20 protein-coding genes and 1 tRNA gene are annotated in these 20,421 nt (G+C 46.4%); 11 read left to right on the forward strand and 10 right to left on the reverse strand.

Annotated features, from left to right (window positions below; translation table 11 throughout):
• The first annotated feature begins 59 nt into the window (after positions 1–59).
• Positions 60–1,595 (forward strand): L-seryl-tRNA(Sec) selenium transferase, encoded by a 1,536-nt coding sequence (gene selA / locus FJQ87_RS07650; protein ID WP_140932090.1) that lies wholly within the window; start codon positions 60–62, stop codon positions 1,593–1,595.
• Positions 1,592–3,532 carry a selenocysteine-specific translation elongation factor gene (gene selB, locus FJQ87_RS07655; protein ID WP_140932092.1) on the forward strand — a complete coding sequence of 647 codons (1,941 nt, stop codon included), beginning with the start codon at positions 1,592–1,594 and terminating at the stop codon, positions 3,530–3,532. The genes selA and selB overlap by 4 nt, the downstream gene beginning before the upstream one ends.
• A gap of 57 nt (positions 3,533–3,589) precedes the next feature.
• Here the strand turns inward: selB and FJQ87_RS18690 are convergent.
• Positions 3,590–3,684 (reverse strand) — tRNA-Sec (locus FJQ87_RS18690).
• A 147-nt stretch (positions 3,685–3,831) separates the two neighbouring features.
• Here FJQ87_RS18690 and fdhD point away from each other — a divergent pair.
• On the forward strand, positions 3,832–4,710 hold the full coding sequence (gene fdhD / locus FJQ87_RS07660) for a formate dehydrogenase accessory sulfurtransferase FdhD (RefSeq protein WP_140932094.1): 879 nt from the start codon (positions 3,832–3,834) through the stop codon (positions 4,708–4,710).
• Positions 4,711–4,919: 209 nt separating this feature from the next.
• Here fdhD and lgt read toward each other — a convergent pair whose 3' ends face one another.
• Positions 4,920–5,717: a prolipoprotein diacylglyceryl transferase gene (lgt, locus tag FJQ87_RS07665; RefSeq protein ID WP_140932096.1), complete on the reverse strand. Its 798-nt coding sequence runs from the start codon at positions 5,715–5,717 to the stop codon at positions 4,920–4,922.
• A gap of 286 nt (positions 5,718–6,003) precedes the next feature.
• Between lgt and FJQ87_RS07670 the strand changes: the two genes are divergently transcribed.
• Positions 6,004–6,702 carry an NAD(P)H-binding protein gene (locus FJQ87_RS07670; protein ID WP_140932098.1) on the forward strand — a complete coding sequence of 233 codons (699 nt, stop codon included), beginning with the start codon at positions 6,004–6,006 and terminating at the stop codon, positions 6,700–6,702.
• Positions 6,703–6,846: 144 nt separating this feature from the next.
• On the opposite strand, the gene pyrC is transcribed toward FJQ87_RS07670, so the two are convergent.
• Positions 6,847–7,881, reverse strand: a complete 1,035-nt coding sequence (gene pyrC / locus FJQ87_RS07675; RefSeq protein ID WP_140932100.1) for a dihydroorotase — start codon at positions 7,879–7,881, stop codon at positions 6,847–6,849.
• A gap of 299 nt (positions 7,882–8,180) precedes the next feature.
• Here pyrC and FJQ87_RS07680 point away from each other — a divergent pair, with 299 nt between their 5' ends.
• Positions 8,181–8,456 (forward strand): peptidylprolyl isomerase, encoded by a 276-nt coding sequence (locus FJQ87_RS07680; RefSeq protein WP_140932102.1) that lies wholly within the window; start codon positions 8,181–8,183, stop codon positions 8,454–8,456.
• Between the two features lie 269 nt (positions 8,457–8,725).
• Here FJQ87_RS07680 and FJQ87_RS18930 read toward each other — a convergent pair whose 3' ends face one another.
• From FJQ87_RS18930 to FJQ87_RS07690, 3 genes are all read right to left on the reverse strand, one after another.
• The gene (locus FJQ87_RS18930) at positions 8,726–9,247 is read right to left on the reverse strand and encodes a crosslink repair DNA glycosylase YcaQ family protein (RefSeq protein ID WP_276613162.1); all 522 of its coding nucleotides are present in this window, start codon (positions 9,245–9,247) and stop codon (positions 8,726–8,728) included.
• Positions 9,201–10,040 carry a crosslink repair DNA glycosylase YcaQ family protein gene (locus FJQ87_RS18935; protein WP_276613163.1) on the reverse strand — a complete coding sequence of 280 codons (840 nt, stop codon included), beginning with the start codon at positions 10,038–10,040 and terminating at the stop codon, positions 9,201–9,203. Before FJQ87_RS18935 ends, FJQ87_RS18930 begins: the two co-directional genes overlap by 47 nt.
• Before the next feature lie 319 nt (positions 10,041–10,359).
• Positions 10,360–10,917 (reverse strand): hypothetical protein, encoded by a 558-nt coding sequence (locus FJQ87_RS07690; RefSeq protein ID WP_140932104.1) that lies wholly within the window; start codon positions 10,915–10,917, stop codon positions 10,360–10,362.
• A 99-nt stretch (positions 10,918–11,016) separates the two neighbouring features.
• Between FJQ87_RS07690 and FJQ87_RS07695 the strand changes: the two genes are divergently transcribed.
• From FJQ87_RS07695 to FJQ87_RS07705, 3 genes are all read left to right on the forward strand, one after another.
• Positions 11,017–12,444, forward strand: a complete 1,428-nt coding sequence (locus FJQ87_RS07695; protein WP_140930426.1) for an IS4 family transposase — start codon at positions 11,017–11,019, stop codon at positions 12,442–12,444.
• 216 nt (positions 12,445–12,660) lie between these two features.
• Complete coding sequence (locus FJQ87_RS07700) at positions 12,661–13,077, forward strand: GNAT family N-acetyltransferase (RefSeq protein ID WP_206194377.1); 417 nt, start codon at positions 12,661–12,663, stop codon at positions 13,075–13,077.
• 143 nt (positions 13,078–13,220) lie between these two features.
• Positions 13,221–13,523 (forward strand): YkgJ family cysteine cluster protein, encoded by a 303-nt coding sequence (locus FJQ87_RS07705; protein WP_140932106.1) that lies wholly within the window; start codon positions 13,221–13,223, stop codon positions 13,521–13,523.
• Positions 13,524–13,724: 201 nt separating this feature from the next.
• On the opposite strand, the gene FJQ87_RS07710 is transcribed toward FJQ87_RS07705, so the two are convergent.
• The 3 genes from FJQ87_RS07710 to FJQ87_RS07720 all read right to left on the reverse strand — a co-directional run bounded on the left by FJQ87_RS07710 (position 13,725) and on the right by FJQ87_RS07720 (position 15,937).
• Positions 13,725–14,285 carry a redoxin family protein gene (locus FJQ87_RS07710; protein WP_140932108.1) on the reverse strand — a complete coding sequence of 187 codons (561 nt, stop codon included), beginning with the start codon at positions 14,283–14,285 and terminating at the stop codon, positions 13,725–13,727.
• Positions 14,286–14,527: 242 nt separating this feature from the next.
• The gene (locus FJQ87_RS07715; RefSeq protein WP_140932110.1) at positions 14,528–15,022 is read right to left on the reverse strand and encodes a hypothetical protein; all 495 of its coding nucleotides are present in this window, start codon (positions 15,020–15,022) and stop codon (positions 14,528–14,530) included.
• 9 nt (positions 15,023–15,031) lie between these two features.
• Positions 15,032–15,937 carry a C-GCAxxG-C-C family protein gene (locus FJQ87_RS07720; RefSeq protein WP_140932112.1) on the reverse strand — a complete coding sequence of 302 codons (906 nt, stop codon included), beginning with the start codon at positions 15,935–15,937 and terminating at the stop codon, positions 15,032–15,034.
• A gap of 559 nt (positions 15,938–16,496) precedes the next feature.
• Between FJQ87_RS07720 and FJQ87_RS07725 the strand changes: the two genes are divergently transcribed.
• Positions 16,497–16,889, forward strand: a complete 393-nt coding sequence (locus FJQ87_RS07725; protein ID WP_140932114.1) for a DUF2541 family protein — start codon at positions 16,497–16,499, stop codon at positions 16,887–16,889.
• 88 nt (positions 16,890–16,977) lie between these two features.
• Here FJQ87_RS07725 and FJQ87_RS07730 read toward each other — a convergent pair whose 3' ends face one another.
• Positions 16,978–17,595 carry a peptidylprolyl isomerase gene (locus FJQ87_RS07730; protein ID WP_140932116.1) on the reverse strand — a complete coding sequence of 206 codons (618 nt, stop codon included), beginning with the start codon at positions 17,593–17,595 and terminating at the stop codon, positions 16,978–16,980.
• A 235-nt stretch (positions 17,596–17,830) separates the two neighbouring features.
• Between FJQ87_RS07730 and FJQ87_RS07735 the strand changes: the two genes are divergently transcribed.
• Positions 17,831–19,366, forward strand: a complete 1,536-nt coding sequence (locus FJQ87_RS07735) for a YjjI family glycine radical enzyme (RefSeq protein WP_140932118.1) — start codon at positions 17,831–17,833, stop codon at positions 19,364–19,366.
• A gap of 7 nt (positions 19,367–19,373) precedes the next feature.
• Positions 19,374–20,417, forward strand: coding sequence for a 4Fe-4S cluster-binding domain-containing protein (locus tag FJQ87_RS07740; RefSeq protein ID WP_206194378.1), 1,044 nt, complete (start codon positions 19,374–19,376; stop codon positions 20,415–20,417).
• The last annotated feature ends 4 nt before the right edge of the window (positions 20,418–20,421 follow it).

A 20,421-nucleotide genomic window follows, 5' to 3' on the forward strand; every position in this document is an offset into this window, starting at 1 on the left:
TTGTTAAGGCTCAATCACGGCAAGATTTTTAAGACCAATTCAAGAAATAGAACAGACCTATGACTCAAGCTATCAATTCCAGCCAAGCCTTATATCGGTGTTTACCCGCCATGGATAGTTTGTTGCTGATACCTCAAGTGATAGGTTTTAGTGATACCTATGGTAAGCCCTGGATTAAATCCTTGCTTACGCAGATGCTAGTTGACGTCAGAGCCAGCATTGCCACACAGCAGCAATTGCCACACTGGTGCCAACAAAGCGCAGGGGTAGTAATAGAGTTACAGCAGCGCATAGATGCAGGTCATCGCGCGAGCATGAGCGCTGTGATGAATCTTACTGGCACTGTGCTGCATACCAATCTTGGGCGCTCGCAAATGTGTGAGGCGGCCATTACCGCTGTGACCAATGTGATGCGTCACCCTGTGCCGGTGGAATTTGATATGGGCCAAGGAAAGCGTGGCCATAGAGATACAGCGGTTAGCAGCTTAATCCATGAACTTACCGGCGCGAAGGCGTGCTGCGTTGTCAATAACAATGCCGCTGCCGTACTACTTATGTTGGCAGCCACTGCAGCTGGCAAAGAAGTGATAGTGTCGCGCGGCGAACTGGTTGAGATTGGCGGCGCCTTTCGTATTCCCGATATCATGGCGCAAGCCGGCTGCAAACTCGTGGAAGTGGGCTGCACTAATCGCACCCATTTACAAGATTATGCCGCGGCCATAACTGATAACACCGCCGCCATTATGAAAGTGCACACCAGTAATTATCATATTTGCGGCTTTACCGCGGCCGCCGATGAAGCAGCCTTAGCCCAATTATGTCGTGAGCGCGGCATAGCCCTTATTTCTGACTTAGGCAGCGGCGCCTTAACTGACTTATCACGCTTTGGTTTATCAAAAGAGCCAATGCCGCAGCAGATGCTAAAAGATGGCGTAAATCTGGTGAGTTTTTCAGGTGACAAGTTACTGGGCGGCCCACAAGCAGGCTTAGTGGTCGGGGATAAAGACTTAATCGCTAAGCTGCAAGCACATCCATTAAAGCGCGCCTTGCGCTGCGATAAGATGACGCTCGCCGCATTAGAAGCCACCTTAAAGCAATATCGCCAGCCAGAAACCTTAGATAATCAGTTACCTATCTTTAGAAAGTTGGCGCGCCCCTTATCAAGCTTAAATTCGTTAGCTCAAGAGTTAATTGGCCTGTGGCCAAATGCTGCCAAAGTTGTTAGCCATGCTTTGGAGTCACACTCAGAGGCAAAAGATGCAAGCGTGCTCGCGCAGCACTTTAACGTCACTATTGAGCCTTGTCATACCCAAGTTGGCAGCGGCTCGCAGCCCGATGTGTTACTGGATTCTGTGGCCTTATGTTTTATGCCAAGCGCCAATGGCACTATGAGCCTCAGCCAATTAGATAGCCTGTTTAAAGCGCAGGCCATTCCCATTCTTGGGCGAATTACTGCTAATCGCTTATGGCTAGATTTGCGCGGCGTTGATGATGAATACTTGCTGAGCGCGGCGCTTAAGGCCGTAAGTTGCTCGCCCGTTTCAATGCCAATTCTACAGGCAGCGCCTGAGTTTATTATCGGAGGCGCGCAATGATAGTAGTGACGGCTGGCCATGTGGATCATGGTAAAACCAGTGTGCTACACGCACTGACAGGCATGAATGCTGATAGATTGCCAGAAGAGCAACAGCGCGGCATGACCATAGAGCTTGGGTACGCCTTTATGAATGTCGGGCTTAAGCAGCCGCTCGCCTTTGTTGATGTGCCAGGTCACAGCAAGTTTATTAATACCATGTTGGCAGGGGTTAGCTGCGCTAAACACGCCTTATTGATTGTGGCGCTCGATGATGGCGTGATGCCGCAAACTCGCGAGCATTTAGGCATATTGCAGCTTCTTAATCTTGATAATTTGCTGGTGGTGTTAACTAAGCAAGATAAGGTTGAGCGCGCACGCATAGTGCAAGTTACACAAGAAGTGACTCAGTTACTTAGCCAATATCAGCGCGCTAGCGAAATTCTGGTGGTATCAGCCCACACAGGCTTTGGCATAGATGCATTAAAGCATTGCATTATGCAGATGGCGATTGAGCATTATGCCTTACTTAATCAAGGCATCAATAATCGCAGTTTTCGCCTTGCCATTGATAGAGTGTTTAGCGTTAAGGGCGCAGGACTTGTGGTCACAGGCACAGTGATTAGCGGCCAAGTGCAAGAAGGCCAAAGCCTGTATTTATCGAGTCAAACTAAAGCGGTAAAAGTTCGCGGTATTCGCCGTCAAAGCCAGCTAGCCAATGAAGCTTATGTGGGGGAGCGCGTTGCTTTAAATCTCACCGGCGTTGATAAGCATCAAGGCGCTAAGCGCGGCGATTGGCTGACATCACAAGCTCCAGCTTTTGAGCCCAAGCACAGCGTGTGCGGAGTGATTGAATTACATCAACCCATTAAGCATTGGCAACAAGTGCAATTGCACTTAGCCCATAATCATACCGGCGCGCGTTTAGGCTTATTGCAGCAATTATCAGAGACACAAGCTTTAGTTGAAATGCAGTGCGAGCAGCCCTTAGCTATGTGGGTGCAAGATAAGCTGATTGTGCGTGATGCCGCCGCAAAAACCACTTTAGGGGCGCTGCGGGTATTAGATATTGCGCCGCCCACTAAGGCCAAGCGTTCGCAAGAGCGCTTAAGCTTGTTAGCTGAATTAATCGATTGTGTTGAACCTGCCAACTTTTTAGCCGTATTGACCGCGCAGGGCTGCGTTAAGCAATCAGACTTTATGTGGGCGCATCAACTGGCCGAGACCCATTTATCTCTTAATGGTCTTAATGGCCTTGAAGTGAATGCGCTTGAATCTACAGCCATGCAGTCTCAACTCATTGAGATTGAAGGCTATATCTTATCAAGGGTGTTAATTGACAAGATTAACAGCCAGTTAGTGGCGCTAATTACGGCATACCACGAACAAGCACCAGAATTATTAGGCTTAACAGTGAATCGCTTGCAGCGCATGACCCATGGCCAATATCCACTGGCGGTATTAATGCGCTTATGCCACGACTTATGCAGCGTTCAAATACTGCAAAATACCCGCGGTTTACTGCATTTGCCTGTGCACCAGTTAGGGTTAAGCGCGGCAGAAGAGCAATTGTGGCAACAAGTTAAACAGCAAATGCTGGCATCGGGCGCGCCGGTATGGAGCACTGATATAGCGACAGCGCAAAATATTGGTATTGATGATGCGCGCAAACTGTGCCGCAAATTAATTCAGTTAGGCCACATATCCAGCCTAGTCAAAGATAGATTTATGCTGACGACTCATATTTATCACTACGCCAACATTATTCGTGACCATATGAATACTTATGGTGAAGTGACGGTAATTAATTTTAATGCTGAGGTTAAATTAGGCCGTAAAGCCAGTATTCAAGTCTTAGAATTTTACGACAGATGTGGATTAACGTGGCGCAAGAAGAAAGATAATTCGCGGGTAATACGAGATGCCGAAATATTTATTAACAGCGCTGTGGTTGAATGAACTTGAAATTAACATTGAGAACAAATCAAGAAAGGATTTAGCGGAAGAACATAAGCTTGGCGGAAGAACATAGGAGTTGAACCTACCTGGGGCTGCTGGCAGCCCCACCTGGATTTGAAATCCAGACGTTTCACCGGAAACGACGTTCTTCCTTAACACTTGCCCGCATACTAAGTAATTAGTGATGGTGGCACAACAACTATTTTTTTATAAGTTTAAAAATGTGATCTAAATATTGATTTGTCAAATGGTGGCGAAGTTTAGATATATTTAACTAAATGATATGGATTATTACTATTATGGCATCGTCATGTGAACTGAATAATGTTACCCATCAATTTGACGTTAAGTGTTTTCGCAATCAACGCGCGCAGCACTTAGTGGAAACTGTGGCAAGTGAAGTCAGGGTTGCCTTGATTTACAATGGCATATCTCATGTGGTCATGATGGCATCGCCTATGTTTATTAAAGAATTTGCCATAGGTTTTAGTCTGTCAGAAGCCATCATTACTCAGTTAAGTGATATTCGCGGCATAGAAATAGAAACAATTTCTTCAGGTTTGTTAGTGTACATCGAAATTAATCAGCGCTGTTTTATGCAATTAAAAGAGAGTCGGCGCAGCATGGCCGGAAGAACCGGTTGCGGTTTATGTGGCGTAGAACAAATAGAGCAAACTATTAAGCCAATAGTGCAAGTGTCAAACAATAAAACATTTAATTTAATTCATCTAAAAACGGCGTTAGATAATTTACACCACCATCAAACCACATTTAATTTAACCGGCGCGACACACGCCGCGGCTATGTTAACTGCAATGGGTGATATATCTTCCTGCTTTGAAGATGTCGGCAGGCATGTTGCCTTAGATAAATTAATTGGCCATATTGTCGCGCATGACAAGGCGAATAATGCCGCTATTTTATTAACGAGTCGCGCGAGTTTTGAAATGGTGCAAAAAGCGGCCATGGCCAATATTAGTATTATATTTGCTATCTCATCAGCAACCTCGCTGGCAATAGAGATAGCGCAGCAATCTAATATTACTTTAGCGGGATTTTGCCGCGATAGTCGCGTGACTATTTATACTCACCCTGAGCGCTTACATTTAACTCCAGAGGCGCAAACCGTCAGCCCATTAGTTGCGGCTGTGATAGATGCTAAACGGCAAGCTATTTAAGCTTACCTGAAATGGCAAAGGCGAACTGATAAAAAGCAAATCTACAGGGTGAAGTCAGAATAAAGGCGCTGCGGTCAAACCGCAGCGCCTTTGTTTTTAGGCGGTTATGCTAAACACTAAACACTAAACACTAAACACTAAACACTAAACACTAAACACTAAACACTAAACACTAAATCCTGTTGCTTAATGCCAATGTCGAGACCTTGTTATTTATTCACCACCGGAGCGCTAGGCTTTTTAGCATAAGCTAGAGCGAGCAGGGCAACACCGACCGCTAAGAAGGGCAGGCTTAACCATTGGCCTGCGCTTAATAGGCTTTCATGGTAGGCCGCTTGACTCACTTTAATGGATTCGATGGCGATACGCGCGCCAAAAATAGTCACTAAAAACAGCCCGAAAATCGCGCCGTGGCGCTGCTTCATTTGGGTGAATTGATAGATGGCATATAGACCAATAAAGATGACTAAATAGGCAAGGGCTTCATAGAGTTGCGCTGGGTGTCTTGGCAGCATATCCACTCGAGCAAAGATAATGCCCCAAGGTTCTTGGGTTGGCTCGCCTAAGATTTCCGAGTTGGCAAAGTTGGCCATACGCACAAAGAAGCCAAAAATGGCGGTGGCAATGGCCAGTCTATCGAGTAAGAATAAGAACGGCAGTTTGACCTTACGTTGGTAATAATAGAGCGCCAAAATCGCCCCTAATCCGCCGCCATGGCTAGCTAAGCCGCCTTCCCAAATGGCAAAAATCTTGAGGGGGTTAGCAAAGTAATAGGCGGGATCGTAAAACAAACAATGAGCTAAGCGGGCGCCGACGACTATGCCGATAACGCAGTACAAGAGTAAATTATCTAAGGATTGAACATCTAAGCCTTCTTTGACATAGATGCGCTTCATCACCTGAAACCCGGCTAAAATTGCCGTCGCAAACAAGGCGCCGTACCAATGGATTTTGAGCCCCATAAATGAAATCAACACTGGGTCGAGTTGCCACACGAAATGTTCCAATTTGCTTTACTCCATTAAACCTAGGTGCATCGACGCACGTAAAAGCCTTGTTTTACTTGGTTGCGCGCCAATAGACAAGTTTTTCAGCACCTTATCTTGGCAAACTTTTGTTAACTTACGCTATAAGCCGTTGCTACTTAGCCGCAAGTTGCCTGGCATTGTGGCTAATAGCATTTTGGCTAATGGCAGGGCGCGCTTTAGGTTATGCTAGTGGCAAAGAGCAGCGATGCGGCTTTATTTGGGTAATGAGCGAAGCCGGCTAACACCATTAAACGGGAAACATCTCATGGGAAAGATTGCCATAGTCCTTGGCGCTACGGGTGCCGTGGGGCGCGAATTAGTGCAGCAATTAAGTCAAACCGATGGCATAGACAAGGTGGTGGCCATTACTCGCAGCCCAGTCACTTATGCCAATGACAAGATTATTAATGAGGTGATTGATTTCAATCACATGGAATCTTTTGCCTCAGTATTTGCGGGCGATATTTTTTGCTCGTGTTTAGGCACTACTTTAAAGCAGGCCGGCACTATTTTCGCCCAGCGGCAAGTGGATGTGGATTATCAATACCGCGCCGCGACGTTGGCTCGGGCGCAAGGGGTGAGTCAGTATTTACTGGTTTCAGCCAGCGGCGCCAATGCTAGCAGTCGCAATGCTTACCTTAAGATGAAGGGCGAGCTTGAACAGTTAGTGATAGCGCTGCATTTTGCGCGCACTGTGGTTATTCAACCGTCACTGTTATTGGGCGATCGCAGTGATTTTCGCTTGGGTGAAGTGATTGGCAGTAGGCTATTGCCTTGGCTGTGTAAGCTGCCAGCGCTTGCTAAATATCGCCCGATCACAGGGCGGCAAGTGGCGCAAAAAATGCGCCACCTTGTGATAACCGCCATGGATGCTAAAACCATTACTCAAACCAATACAGTCACTAATAACGAGGCCGCGAGCGTGAGTTATCACAGGTTAGATAAGCTGTTTGACCTTAGCTGAGGCGGCAGTAATTTACTGCGCCAACAAACCATTTAAACTTGCTAAAAAACCGCTAAAAAACGGAGTGACAGTTACCTGCCACTCCGTTTTTTTACTCAATGCGCTAGCAAGTCAGCATAAAGCACTAAGTTATCAAGCCTTGCGCTATGACTTAGTCACTAACCACTCAATGGTTTCACCGGCGCGAATGGGCACCACTTGGCTGTCACCAAGCGGATAGCTTGCAGGCACAGACCAGGCTTGTTTAGTGAGGGTAATGGTATCTTGATTGCGCGCTAAGCCGTAAAAATCTGGGCCGTTAAAGCTAGCAAAGGCTTCAAGCTTATCAAGCGCATTCACGGATTCAAAGGCTTCTGCATACAGCTCAATGGCAGCATGGGCAGTGTAAGAGCCCGCGCAGCCACAGGCCGCTTCTTTCTTATCTTGATAATGCGGCGCCGAATCTGTGCCTAAAAAGAAGCGTGGGTTGCCAGAAGCTGCAGCACCTAGCAGCGCTTGCTGGTGGATATTGCGCTTTAAAATCGGTAAACAGTAAAAATGCGGGCGAATACCGCCAGCCAGCATATGGTTACGGTTATAGAGCAAGTGATGAGCCGTAATAGTCGCGGCTACATTGTCCGAGGCATTAGTGACAAACTCCACCGCATCTTTAGTGGTGATATGCTCGAGCACGATTTTAAGCTCAGGGAAATTTGCCACTAATGGTCGCAAAATGGTGTCGATAAAGAGTTGCTCGCGATCGAAAATATCAATGGCGCTGTCAGTCACTTCACCATGCACTAATAGCAACATGCCAACCTCTTGCATGGCCTTAAGCACAGGGTAAATCTTGTTAACATCGGTGACGCCAGAATCTGAATTAGTGGTGGCGCCAGCAGGGTAAAGCTTAGCGGCCACAATTTTACCCGTGGCCTTAGCGCGGCGGATATCATCAGGGCAGGTCTTATCAGTAAGATACAGCACCATTAATGGCTCAAAATTAGCGTGCGGGCGCGCCGCCACAATGCGCTCGTAATAGCTCAGCGCAGTATCAGTATCTGTGGCTGGAGGCACGAGATTTGGCATTACAATCGCGCGGCCCATATAGCGGCTAATATCGCGCACAGTATCCTTAAGCTGCGCGCCATCGCGTAAATGAACATGCCAATCGTCAGGGCGAGTAATAGTTATAGTTGTCATCGACTTCTCTTTGGTCATTTTGATGGCGGGATCTTATGTGTCTGCGCTTTCTGGGTAAAGTAAAAAACATCAATTGCTTGAATTAAGCCTCACGGTGATGCATTGCGTGTAGCTAGGCTGAGGTTGCCTCTATCGCAGGCATTTTGACTTAATGCTTTGCTAACGGGGCGGCTGCGGGTAAAATGCGCCGCTTATTCACTGCTAGCAAGCCTGTAATTGGGTATAAGCCGTTAGTAGTGCGTTCTATTGTTATCGATATTATCGCCAGTTTGCCCAAGCAAGATGGCTGAGGACATTCAGTGAAAACCGCCAGCGCCGTTCATATTTTAGTTAAACATCAAAAGCTTGCTGAAGAGATTATTCAGCAACTCAATAAGGGTGCTCGATTTGATACCTTAGCCAAAAAGTATTCCTCTTGCCCATCAGCTAAAAGCGGTGGTCACTTAGGCGAATTTAAGCGCGGCCAAATGGTGCCTCAGTTTGATAAAGTCTGCTTTTCGGGTGAATTAATCGTGCCGCATCTGGTAAAAACCAAGTTCGGCTGGCACGTAGTTAAGGTTTTGTACAGAACATAGGTAAACCAGCCAAGTTGCTGGCAATGATTACGTTACTAAGGTTTTGTACCGCACTTAAGCTTTAGCTGCATTTACCTCTAGTTCCCCCTATTGGCTGAGTCCATTAGCCAATTTGATGCGCTTGCCTTGTGATGCTTTCACCGCAAGCGCCGCTTAACTTGTTACCTATCAATGCTTACTCCTTACTGCTTACATCTCACTTCTTAGTGCTCATATCAGTTGTTATAGCGCATTGATCACCCCTAATAACTTGGGCGAGCTTATGGTGCTTAACCAAAAGCTGACTTGATGGCGCCTTGCAGTAGCGCTTGCCAATGATTGGGGAATACTTGAGTGAGGGTTAGCGCCTCACATTGCTGAAAGGCCATAAAGCTGCTGAGCGCTTCCATGAAGGCCGCTATCACGGCATTAGCATCAAGACTGCCAATCACTTTATCCATTTCAGCTAAATGCAGAGACTTAATTTCTAACAGCTTGATACTGCGATGGGCTTTACAGTCCATACGGCCGATAAACTGCTCGCCATATAATAACGGCAAACAAAAGTAACCGAATTGGCGTTTGGCAGCGGGGACATAGCATTCGATTTGATAATCAAAGCCAAAAAGTGAGCGCAGGCGCTCGCGCTGGATAACGCAGTTATCAAAGGGCGAGAGTATTTTAAGTAGCGGCTCAGTGTCAGCTATTGGGGTATCTAGGCTGCCATTTAGCATCACTAATAACTCGCCGCTAGGCAGGGTAATTTCAAGCAAGTGTTGGCTTGCAATTTGCTGCTGCACTAAGCGCTTCATGGCTTGGCGCAGCGCTTTTGCGCAGATAAGTAAGGCCGGATACTGACATTGCGCCGTGGCATTTAAGCTGCAGGTTTAATAGATGCTGCGCGCACTCATCTGTGCTCGGCAGGCTAATATCAAGGCCGGCTGGCACTACTCGCTCAGTTAAATCATAGGTTTTTTCAAATCCTTGACGCTCACGCACCATAACATCGCCTTGCATATACAGTTGCTCTAAGGCTTTTTTGGCGGGTTTCCAATCCCACCATGCTGAGTTAGTACTTGAATTAGTACTTGAATTAGTGCTTGAATTAGTGCTTGAGTTACTGCCTGTGTCAGTGCTTATGTGACTGCTTGTGGCAGTGCTTGTATGAGTGGCAATGTCGCGCGAGCGCAGCGGTCCATCGGTATTAATGCGGCTTAAAAGCTCAGCCATCAGTTTATGATCGCAGTTTTTATACCAAGAGCGTTGGCCAGTTTTTATCGCCAGTTTATCGGGCAATGAATAGCGATAATCGGCGATAGGGATTAACGCCGCGGCGTGACTCCAATATTCAAAAATAGCCCCTGTTTGTAGCAGGCTATTAGTCATGGTAGAAGTCACTTCTGGCACGCGCGAATGCAGCACATGTTGATGGGCGCGCTCCACCACAGCTATGGTATCCAGCTGCACATAACCCAAATGGTTAATGGCTTGCAGCGCGCCGCTCATCCCCACCCCAAACGGCTGAGCCTGCAATAACCCTTGCGCTTTCAATGCCAAACGGCGCAGGCGCTTCATATCTTCAAGGCCCTCAAGCTTTATAGTCATAGGCTCACTTAGTGGTTAATGACACTGCGGATTGGTTAATGCTCAAGACACTACAAACGATTAAGCATGATTGCAAAAAGTGTAGCTTCATACACTTTTTATGCGTGGCGGCGATTAATTAGGGGGGAAGTGTAGCATCGTACACTTTTCTTAAACTTCTTCAGTGGATAGGCGGCAAAGCAGGGCAGTTAGCTCAGTTATCGCTAGGCGTATTATTAAGCGCTGTCATGCCTGTGACACGCAGCAAGTACATCCTTGTATGCTCGATGGCGGCATCCATGCCGCCAACGGTCACTTTCACGCCAGCGCTTAATATCGGTTAATCATCAGTGATTGATAGACAGGAAACTGATTTAGAGTTTGCATTAGGTTTAAATTTTAATTTAACTATCTCACCGTCTATTTTTGCACCTACATCCATGTCAAAGTAAATGCGTTCAAGCTTTAATGATTTAAGATCAAACTCGAATAGTTTAGGTAAAATATTTTTGTTGCAAAAGCGTAATAGATTTGAGTTGCCTTTTTCTTTGTTTTTTAATATTTCATTATATGTACTTAAATTGGTAGTTATTGCAAATGATTTAATATGTTCACCTATTGAAACGTCTTCTCCATTGAGCAAGTTTGAAGCGTAGGTTAATGAATCGTAATCGTCTGCTGATATTTCAAAGTAATCATAAATAGGAGCAGGTAAGTGATATTTTTCTGCGATTTTTTTATAGCACTCAATAACATGGATAATATTGCCAAATTCTTTTAAATGCTCTATCTCTGATTCATTATTTTCTCCAAGTTGCAACGGCCCAATGGTTTGACCTTCGTCTAATTCCAAACCAATAGTTAATCCTCCTCCGTTTTGCAGGGTATCTTTAGCCATTAATAGCCTGTCTCTACTACACAAATTATTAGCAAAAAATGGAACTTTCTTGACTGGCGATGATCAGATCATGCAAATTCACTCACTTCATCATTTTTAATGTCAATTTTTAACCCGAACAAATGGGCATATGATCACTTTCATCATGCTGAGCTAGGTGATAAACGACGAGCGGCAAGGTTAACCGTCGTCGCTGAACACATGGCGGTTGGCAGCGGTAAATCGGTTGCCAGATCTTGTAATGGTGAAGATGCCAAACTCGAAGGAGCCTATCGATTGATCCGCAATGATAATGTTAGCCCATCTATGATCAGAGCCGCCGGTTTTGCTCGCACCGCCCAAGCGATTGAAAATATAAATGAAATACTTGCTCTCGAAGACACGACAGCCCTGAGTTATAAGCACAGTGTGGCGTCTGAATTAGGGAAATTAGGCAAACCTACCGATAAGTCTCGTGGTTGGTGGGTTCATTCTGTCTTGCTACTGGATAGCCATACTTCTCGGACCTTGGGCTTGATCCACCAAGATTGGTGGTGTCGACCTGATAATCCCAACGAGGCCGATGAAAAAGAGAGCGGTAAATGGGCCGATGCATCCTATTTTACGCGGCAACGCTTGCAGGCTCACATGTCGCGAGTGATCTCAGTGTGTGATAGAGAAGCGGATATCATGCATTATTTATCGGATAAACAATCACATAGTGAACGGTTTGTGGTGCGGGCAAAACATGCAAGAAACCTAGTAGAATACGAGGCTAAGCTGTTTGAGCACATGGATAGTCATCCCGTTACCGGCGGATACACCATCGCCATCCCACAAAAAGGCATAAAGGAAGCCAGTGGGAAAAGCAAGAATCGTCCCTCGCGAACAGCCAAACTCACCCTCAAAGCCAGTGCGGTTAACATCAAACATAATCGTCAGCAGCATGCGATTAATGTGGTGTACGCACAAGAGCTCAATCCTCCCCAAGGTGAAGATGGACTATCTTGGATGCTACTGACCAGTGAGCCGATTGACACGTTGGCGCAGCAACTTCATGTGATTGATATTTATACCACTAGATGGCGCATTGAGGACTTTCATAAGGCGTGGAAAACCGGCGCGGGGGTTGAAAGGTTACGCATGACATCGCCAGACAACCTTGAGCGAGCGGCCTCGATACTTTGCTTTATTGGTGTGCGGCTACTGCAACTTCGGGAAGTGATGAGCCTGCCAATTTATCTGAGAAAAAGAGGGCAAATCGAAGCAGCGCAAAGCATGGAAAATCAAAGCTGCAGCAATGTCTTAGAGAATGATGAATGGCGAGTACTGATGCAGCTCTACAAGCCAAGGGGACATAAAGGCAAAGAAGCCCCAAATATGAAGTGGGCTTATCAATCCTTGGCCAAACTAGGAGGCTTTAATGATAGCAAGCGCACGGGAATGGCCAGCTGGTCCACGATTTGGGAGGGATGGGATGATCTTCAGGCTCAGGTAAAGGGGTATCGCTTAGCCAAAGCCCTATTTGAAGCCGGAGAAACGCTATGAGATCTGATCAAGAGACAGACACTGCGCTGGTCAGTTTATAAGGTTTTCCTTGTGTTATTTATATCTAGCATTGCGCCGCAACCATAAAGCGAGTGCACTAACATTAGTCTCAAAAAAATAGTCTCAAAAAGATAGTCCCAAAAATGAGAACAATAATCCCGGTTAACCCCCCGAGCTTAATAAACATAAGTGTGAAGAACTAACAAGGAATGCTTAATGATGGATGTGACTTATTGTGTCAATCGCCCAATTACGCCGGAGCAATTTGTGGCGTTATTAGAGCAGACAACCTTAGGCGGCAGACGACCTACGGCTAATCGTGAGTGCATGGCCGGTATGCTAGAACATGCGGATTTATTGATATCAGCATGGGTTGGCGACACTTTGGTGGGGCTTGCCCGCAGCGTGACCGATTTTCATTTCTGCTGCTATTTATCTGAATTAGCAGTATCAGAACGCATTCAGGCAAGCGGCATAGGTAAAGAATTAATTCGCCAGACATTTGCCAACTTACAGCCGACCTGTACTTTAACGTTACTCTCTGCCCCTCAAGCCACGGAATATTATCCCAAGATAGGTTTTACTCAGCACGGCAGCGCTTGGGTGATGGCTAACGCTAATGAGCTTAAATAACCACAGCAGCCTTTATGGCGAGCACTAGCTACTTACTGGCAGAGTATTAATATGCGCTGCGCTTAAATTTAGTCGGTCATCAATAGGGGTAAATTAGCCTAAAGTGGAGTACTATGCTGCCACTGCGTTGATTGAAGACAGATATGACTATTCCCATTACCGATGTAACCCACACCGAACTTACTTGCGCCAACTGTCAGGCTTGCTGCTGCCGCTTAGAAGTTATGATCATTACTGACACTGGCGTCCCCGAGCAGCACATAGCGACCGATAAATGGGGCGGTGAGACCATGTTACGTTTAGACGATGGTTGGTGCTCGGCGTTAGATCGCGAAACCTTTATGTGCACCATTTATGAAAATCGCCCTTGGATTTGTCGTGAATTTGAAATGGGCTCTTATGATTGCCACGATGTGAGAGTTGAGGCTAACTGTTTGCCGAGTTAAGTCGGCAAACAGTATCACAATTGATATCTATAACTATATCAATAGCAAGGCGCGGCAGTCAGTCGCCCCTTGCTATCATAAGTGCCATCCATGTAACTCTGCGCGCGATGGCCAATGCCGACAATGGCTTATTTAAAAACGCATTTAAGAACTGATTTAAGTTCTTCTCTCTGCGCTTATGTCAGTGCTTTTATCTAGGCCTTATATCGGGCATTGATCATCGCTGCATTGTGACTGTGTTGGCTTGTTAGCTCCGGTAATTTCGGCAGCATTTGTGGCAGGTGCCCTTTGTTCTTCTAGTAATCCGCCAATAATACTGCCCACTTGCATATCACTCATGCGCCCTAAATAGTTGACTCGCACATAGCCATTTTTATCAATGATGATTAAAGTCGGCGTGCCCTGCATTTGATAACTTGCCATAGTGCACGGCAGGTTGCTGTTAGCGCTTGGCCTATCAATAGCGATAGGAAATGTTAGGCGATACTCATGCACAAAGGCATGTAGTGCTTGGCTAGTCATCACTGCGTGATGCTCAAAAACCGTATGTAAACCTATCACTTGCACTTCATCTTTACTGTACATGGCATGAATGTTATTGGTCTGCGGCAACCCATGGGAGACGCAGCCTGGGCAGAGCATTTGAAAGGCATGTATGACCACCACTTTCCCCCGTAAGTCTTGCAGCGACAACCCTTGCGGGCAGTTAAGCCACTCACTCACTTCTAATGGCGGCGCTACATAGACGGCGTGCTTATTCATGGGGATGCTCCTACTGTTTGGCGGCGTATAACTTATGTGCTGATGTTTAATGGCTATAGATAAATCCTAGCTGATGGCTGAGGTTTGTACGGCGAAGATGGGGTTGATATCTGTAAACGCTGAGATGTTAGCTCTAGTGCGCTATCGCGCCGCATTAAGCGTTTAGCATTAATGACAAGATTAAGACAACCGCCTGCTGGCAGTTGTCTTAAGTACGAGTGGATGGGGGCAATAGGGCTAGCTTAGATCCCAGCGGGTTTATCAATGTCAGTCACTTGCGGTTTATTTTGCGCTAATGCACCAACGACAGTTACAGCCAGACGAGTTTGCTGCCATGAACTGGTCGGCTTGCTATCTGGGGTAAACTGATACTTTCCAGGCTCAGTTTCTATCAGCTTGCCAGTGCAACTGGCTTTAGCATGAGCAGCATTACTGCAAAGCACAGCTTTATGCCAAGGCAGTGAAAACGCGCTGACATTGGCTTGGTTTTTACCAATATAAATCACCTTATAGTCAGCTTGGCTGGCACCTATTACTGGCGTGCCGTCGGCTGTGGTGAGGGCAAAATCAAAGGAGTGATCTGTGTGATTAAAGCCGCCTAAATCCAAACTAAAGGCAGTGGCTGCATCAATATGAGTGGTGGCAATGGCGATAGTATCATCATCACTGTCGCCGCAGGCCGATAACCCCAGTAACAGGGTTATTGCTAACGCGGGCGCCGCTAATATCTTCTTCATGGCTGCCTCCTAGTGGCAATCAGAACATGACAAGTCTTCATGCACAGGCACGCCGCCAGACATATCATGCGAGCTATGGCATGACTGACATTCAATGGTTGAATTAACATCTGAACCTAAATAAGCATCAGGCTCACGTTTAGTGGAACTGTGGCATGAAGTACATTCTTGGTTACCTGGCGCTACCAGTTCGGCATCTAGTGTGCCGTCGAGGGATTGATTTAAGTAAGTCACTAACATAAAGGCTATTTCAGCAGTGACTTGGGCGCAGCGTTCAAACTTGGCCTGATGGCTAGAGCCAAATTGACTGGCCTTGGACCATAAAGTCACTGACGTGTGGCATAGGGTTGAGCGAGCAATGGATTTACCCAGTAAATCAGGTCCAAGTAAGGTGCCATCATTGGTTTTACGCGTCGGCGCGCCAATGGCTGCTAAAAAGTCGGCATCACCTCTTGGCATTTCAGATTTTTCATAAAAACGGAATAAGGCGCGGCTCACCGCTGATTGATTAATCCCTGACAATAAGTTGATTGCCATAGCGCCCGCATTCACGCAGCCGCAAATCGAGCCCATGCCAAAGACTCCGCCTTTGCCAAAGGTTGCCATATTGGTGGGAATGGCCGCAAAGCGGCAAGCATCTTCATGGCCTGCGGCGGCTAACGCTTTGACTATGGAATCGAACACGCCATACATGCAGCCACCGCGATCGTAACCGGCATAGGCTAATTTTGCGACCGCCATAGGGTCGAGTTTCACATAAGTCAGTAGCTTGGCATCGTTACCATTGCTGCCTAAGGCTATGTCTTCATTGCCGTTACATTGAGGCGCCGCTAATACTGAAGGTGCCAGCAGGCTACCTGCGCCAAAGGCCGAAAGTGTCGCAAATCGCTTAATAGCATTACGTCTATTCATCATTTTGCATTCCTTTTAGTTATGATGTTTTATTGTTCTGCTGACATAGTAGGAGTGAAATGTCAGCGATTTATTGACGTGTAGCACACTTTCTTTCGCGGTTATGTCTCGCGCCTGATTTTGGGGATGTTTTTGCTAAAAATTGGCCTTAGGCTCCATTTCTTTGTTCTAGTAATAAGAATTATTATTTTGGGTAATGTCATTGATTTTATTGATTAAAAAATAAAATGGTGGAGCGCTGTAGTAAATGGTGAGCGAGTTAATAGACGCCTTCGGGTTAGTGATTTATTGGTATTAAGCTGAGTGGTTTACAGCACTTAACGTGATGTCTGTAAACCTTAATGCTCAAAGCGTAGACAATTCAGTGTGTGGCCAAATTCAAGTTTTCGGGCTTTGTTAGTAAGTAATTGCGCGCAAATGCTGTACACTTGCCGACCATTTGTTGCTGAGGGGCGGGCGTTATTCCCCAATAATCTTTAGCAATTAAGTTTAATTAGGCCATGGAATATGGCGCTTTAGGCGCAGTATCGTAAATGGCGCCGCCAATTTTTAGGTCGTTAACATGAAAAAATTATCTCAAGTCTCGTTAAGCACTGTGCTGCTGTTAGCCGCAAGCGCAATGGCGCTGCCACAACAGGCGCTGGCGGATGAGCAAATCACTTTAGGTCGCACTATTTTGCTGGGTATTGGCGATCAAGGCGCAAAAATCCCTTTACTGGCCTGCCGTCGAAGCGATGCCATTAAGGTGAAAGCCGAGCGTGATTTAGAGTTAGAGAAAGTCGTGGTGACTTTTAACAATGGCAAAACTAAAACCATTAAGTTCAACCGCCACTTAAAGAAAGATGAAACCACAGATTGGCGCAAATTTGGCTATAAGCGCTGCGTTGATAAGCTGGAAGTGTTTGGTAATTCAGACGGCTCTAAGGCTGGCGTTAAAGTCTATGGCCGTAAATAACTTAGCTAAGCTAACGCTTGCTCTTGGTTAACAGCTTGCTTTACAAATACTAAAAAACGCCTAACTCCAATAAAGTTAGGCGTTTTTTTTATCTGCAGCTGCGTGGGCTGATGTTTGAAATCACTATGTGAGTAACAGGTACGTCCGTAAAGGCACCCACAGTAGTCGTGCGCACTATATTGATTTGATCAACCACATCCATGCCGGCAATCACTTGGCCAAAGACGGCGTAGCCTGCAGAACTCGCACTGGCATCAAGCTGCGGATTATCTAGCGCATTAATAAAAAATTGCGAGTCAGCAGAGTTGGGGGAATTATCAAAACGCGCCATAGCAAGGGTGCCACGTAGATTACGAAATCCAACCTTAGCTTCATTGATAATGGGCGCGCGCGTGGGTTTAGCCACTAAGTCCTTGGTATAGCCCCCTGCTTGGCTCATAAAGTTATAAATTACCCGATGGAAAATGGTGCCGTTATAAAAGCCATCATCCACATACCGAGCGAAGTTTTTACCTGTCACTGGGGTATTGGTCATATCGACGGCAATAGCAATGGCGCCTAAGTTAGTGCTAATTGTGTAGCATTTATCTTGCGCCATGGTCGGCGGGCTAGGGTCTGGGTCCTCGGGCGGGAAGGTGGTAAAAATATCGCTATCACAAGCAGTCAAAGTCAACAATAAACCCAGACCAACCACCGGCTTTAACATGCAATGTCCTTATTGATGAAGGGAAAAATAGCCAAGTGGCTACGTCTATGGCCGCACAATAGGCTGAAAAATACCCACAAACAAGTTAAATGTTACATAAATACAAAGTGTCACATCTGGATGTAACAATTGACGATGCGATTTCCAAAATGGAAATCAGCCTTAAGTGTTTTTTCAATAGTGGCTAGACTCCTGCCTAGTTAATATACCCGCACAATTAATAAGGGTAACTCTCATGACTCAGGCTAATATCGAAAAAATTATCACTAATGCTAATTTATCCGCTAAACAAAAATCTCAGTGGTTGGCGTTAGAAGCTGAAGGCATGATGCCTTATCCTTGTGATGACCCAAAGGTGCTAGCGGCCATGAGCGCTGGGGTCATTTGCGATATGTTTGAAGGCAATGCGCCGTTTAAACCAAGATATGTATTGCCAGATTATCAAGTGTTGTTAACCCAAGGCTCTGAATACTTAGAGTTAGCGCCAGCGACAGATTTTGATGATGCCATCAATCTGCTTACCATCATTTATCACCATGTGCCGTCAGTCACTGGCATTCCAGTATTTTTGGGTCACTTAGATAGCTTATTAATGCCGTATGTGGGCGAGTTAACAGCTGAGCAGGTATACACCAAGTTACGCCGCTTTTGGATAATGCTTGATAGAACTCTGCCCGATGCCTTTATGCATGTGAATATTGGCCCGAGGGATAACTTGGTATGCCGCACTATTTTAACCATAGATGCTGAGCTTAAGCAGATAGCGCCTAACTTGACCTTCTATTATGACCAGCAAGTGACGCCTGACGATTTACTGTTGCAAGCCTGCGCCAATATTGCCGAATGCAGTAAGCCGCATATCGCTAACACCCCAATGCATAACCAAGTGTTTGGTGAAGGCCGTTTTGGTATTGTTAGCTGTTACAACGCGCTGCCACTGGCTGGCGGCGCCAATACCTTAGTACGTTTGAATCTTAAAGAATTGGCTTTGCTTGCCACGAGTCGCGATGACTTCTTTACCAATCTGTTACCGGATTACAGTGAGCGAGTGTTTAGCTTAATGGCGGCACGAAGCGCTTATTTACATGAAAAATCAGGCTTCTTTAATAGCTTTTTAGTGACTGAAGGCCTAATTGCTGAAGACAGATTTGTACCTATGTTCGGCATTTATGGCATGGCTGAGGCGGTTAGCGCCTTGCTTAGCCTTGAAGGCAATGATGCCAGATATGGCCATGATGATAACGCCAATAAACTCGCACTTGAGATATCAGCGCGCCTGCATGACATAGTCACCAACACCGAGGCACAATTTGCATGGCAAGGGCGCGCGTTATTGCATGCCCAAGGCGGCATTAGCTTAGATATTGATGTGACGCCAGGGGTGCGCATTGCTTATGGCCATGAGCCAGATCCTGTGAGCTATGTGCTAGCCACGGCGCCGCAGCATAAATACTACCCTTCTGGCATTAGTGATATTTTGACTATCGATGCCACCATTAAAGCCAATCCCGCCGCCTTAAAAGACTTATGTTTAGGTGCCTTTGCCAATGGCTACCGCGAGTTTACCGCTAACGTTGCCAGTAACGATTTAGTGCGGATCACAGGCTATATGGTGAAAATGTCTGATATCGCCACTTATCAAGAGCAAGGCTCGCGCACTAACACTACCTTTTTAGGCGCAGAAGCGGCTGATAAAACCAAAGTGTTAAACCGCGCTCCAAGAGTAGTAAGCCAAGAAATGTCACCATTATTTATGGCTGCTGCTAAGTAAGGGACTGATGATGGCCGAGCGTATTACGTTAGTAGAGTTGACGGATGACACTCGGCCACTTGTGGTTGAGGCAAGGGCTGAAATGGGGGCTGGCTTAGACGGTGAGTCCGGCGCTGAGTTAGTGGCCAATGTGAGCCGCATCTTACCTTTTTCTTGTGTCGATGGTCCGGGTAATCGGATGGTGATCTTTTTGCAAGGCTGCAATTTTAATTGCGGTTCTTGTCATAACCCGCACACCATTAAAAATTGTAATCATTGCGGTGATTGTGTGGCAACTTGCCCCACAGGCGCCTTAAGTGTTGCCGGTGGCGTTAATGAAAACGCTGGCAAGACTGATATGACGGCCACAACAACTCACAAGCCTGCTCAAAAAGCTGCTCAAAAACCAAAAGTGCTGTGGCAACCTGAGTTATGTACCAATTGCGACAAGTGCCTAGAGGTTTGCAGTTATCAATCAAGCCCGAAAATAAGCCGTTATACGGTAGCGCAATTGCTTGAATTGTTATTGCCGCGCGCGGCCTTTTTAAGTGGCGTGACTGTTAGTGGCGGTGAAGCCAGTATGCAGCTTGATTTTGTAGTGGCGCTATTTAAGGCGATAAAAAGTCATGACAGTTTAGCGCATTTAAGCTGCTACATAGATACTAATGGCCATTTAGCCATGAGTGGCTGGCAGCAATTAATGCCATATCTTGACGGCGCTATGGTGGATGTTAAGGCGTGGGATGAAAGCGTGCATAAAACCCTCACAGGGCGCAGTCATCGCCAAGTGTTTGCAAGCATTGCCTGTTTAGCCGCGGCCAACAAACTGGCGGAAGTGCGGTTACTGCATATTCCAGCGCATAGTGATTTTGAGCACTGGTTCAGTGACGTCGGGCAGTGGCTCGCCGCTTTACCCCCAGACATCATTATTCGCTTAAATGGCTTTAGGCGTCACGGCGTGCGTGGCAGCGCCGCCACTTGGCCTGAATGCACTAAGGCGCAGATGGCTGAATTTAGGCAAGGCTTAATTGCGCACTCAGGGCGCGATATAGCTATGCCCTTTATGGGCTAAATGG

Origin of the sequence: Shewanella sp. SNU WT4 (assembly GCF_006494715.1) — a bacterium.
GTDB lineage: Bacteria > Pseudomonadota > Gammaproteobacteria > Enterobacterales > Shewanellaceae > Shewanella.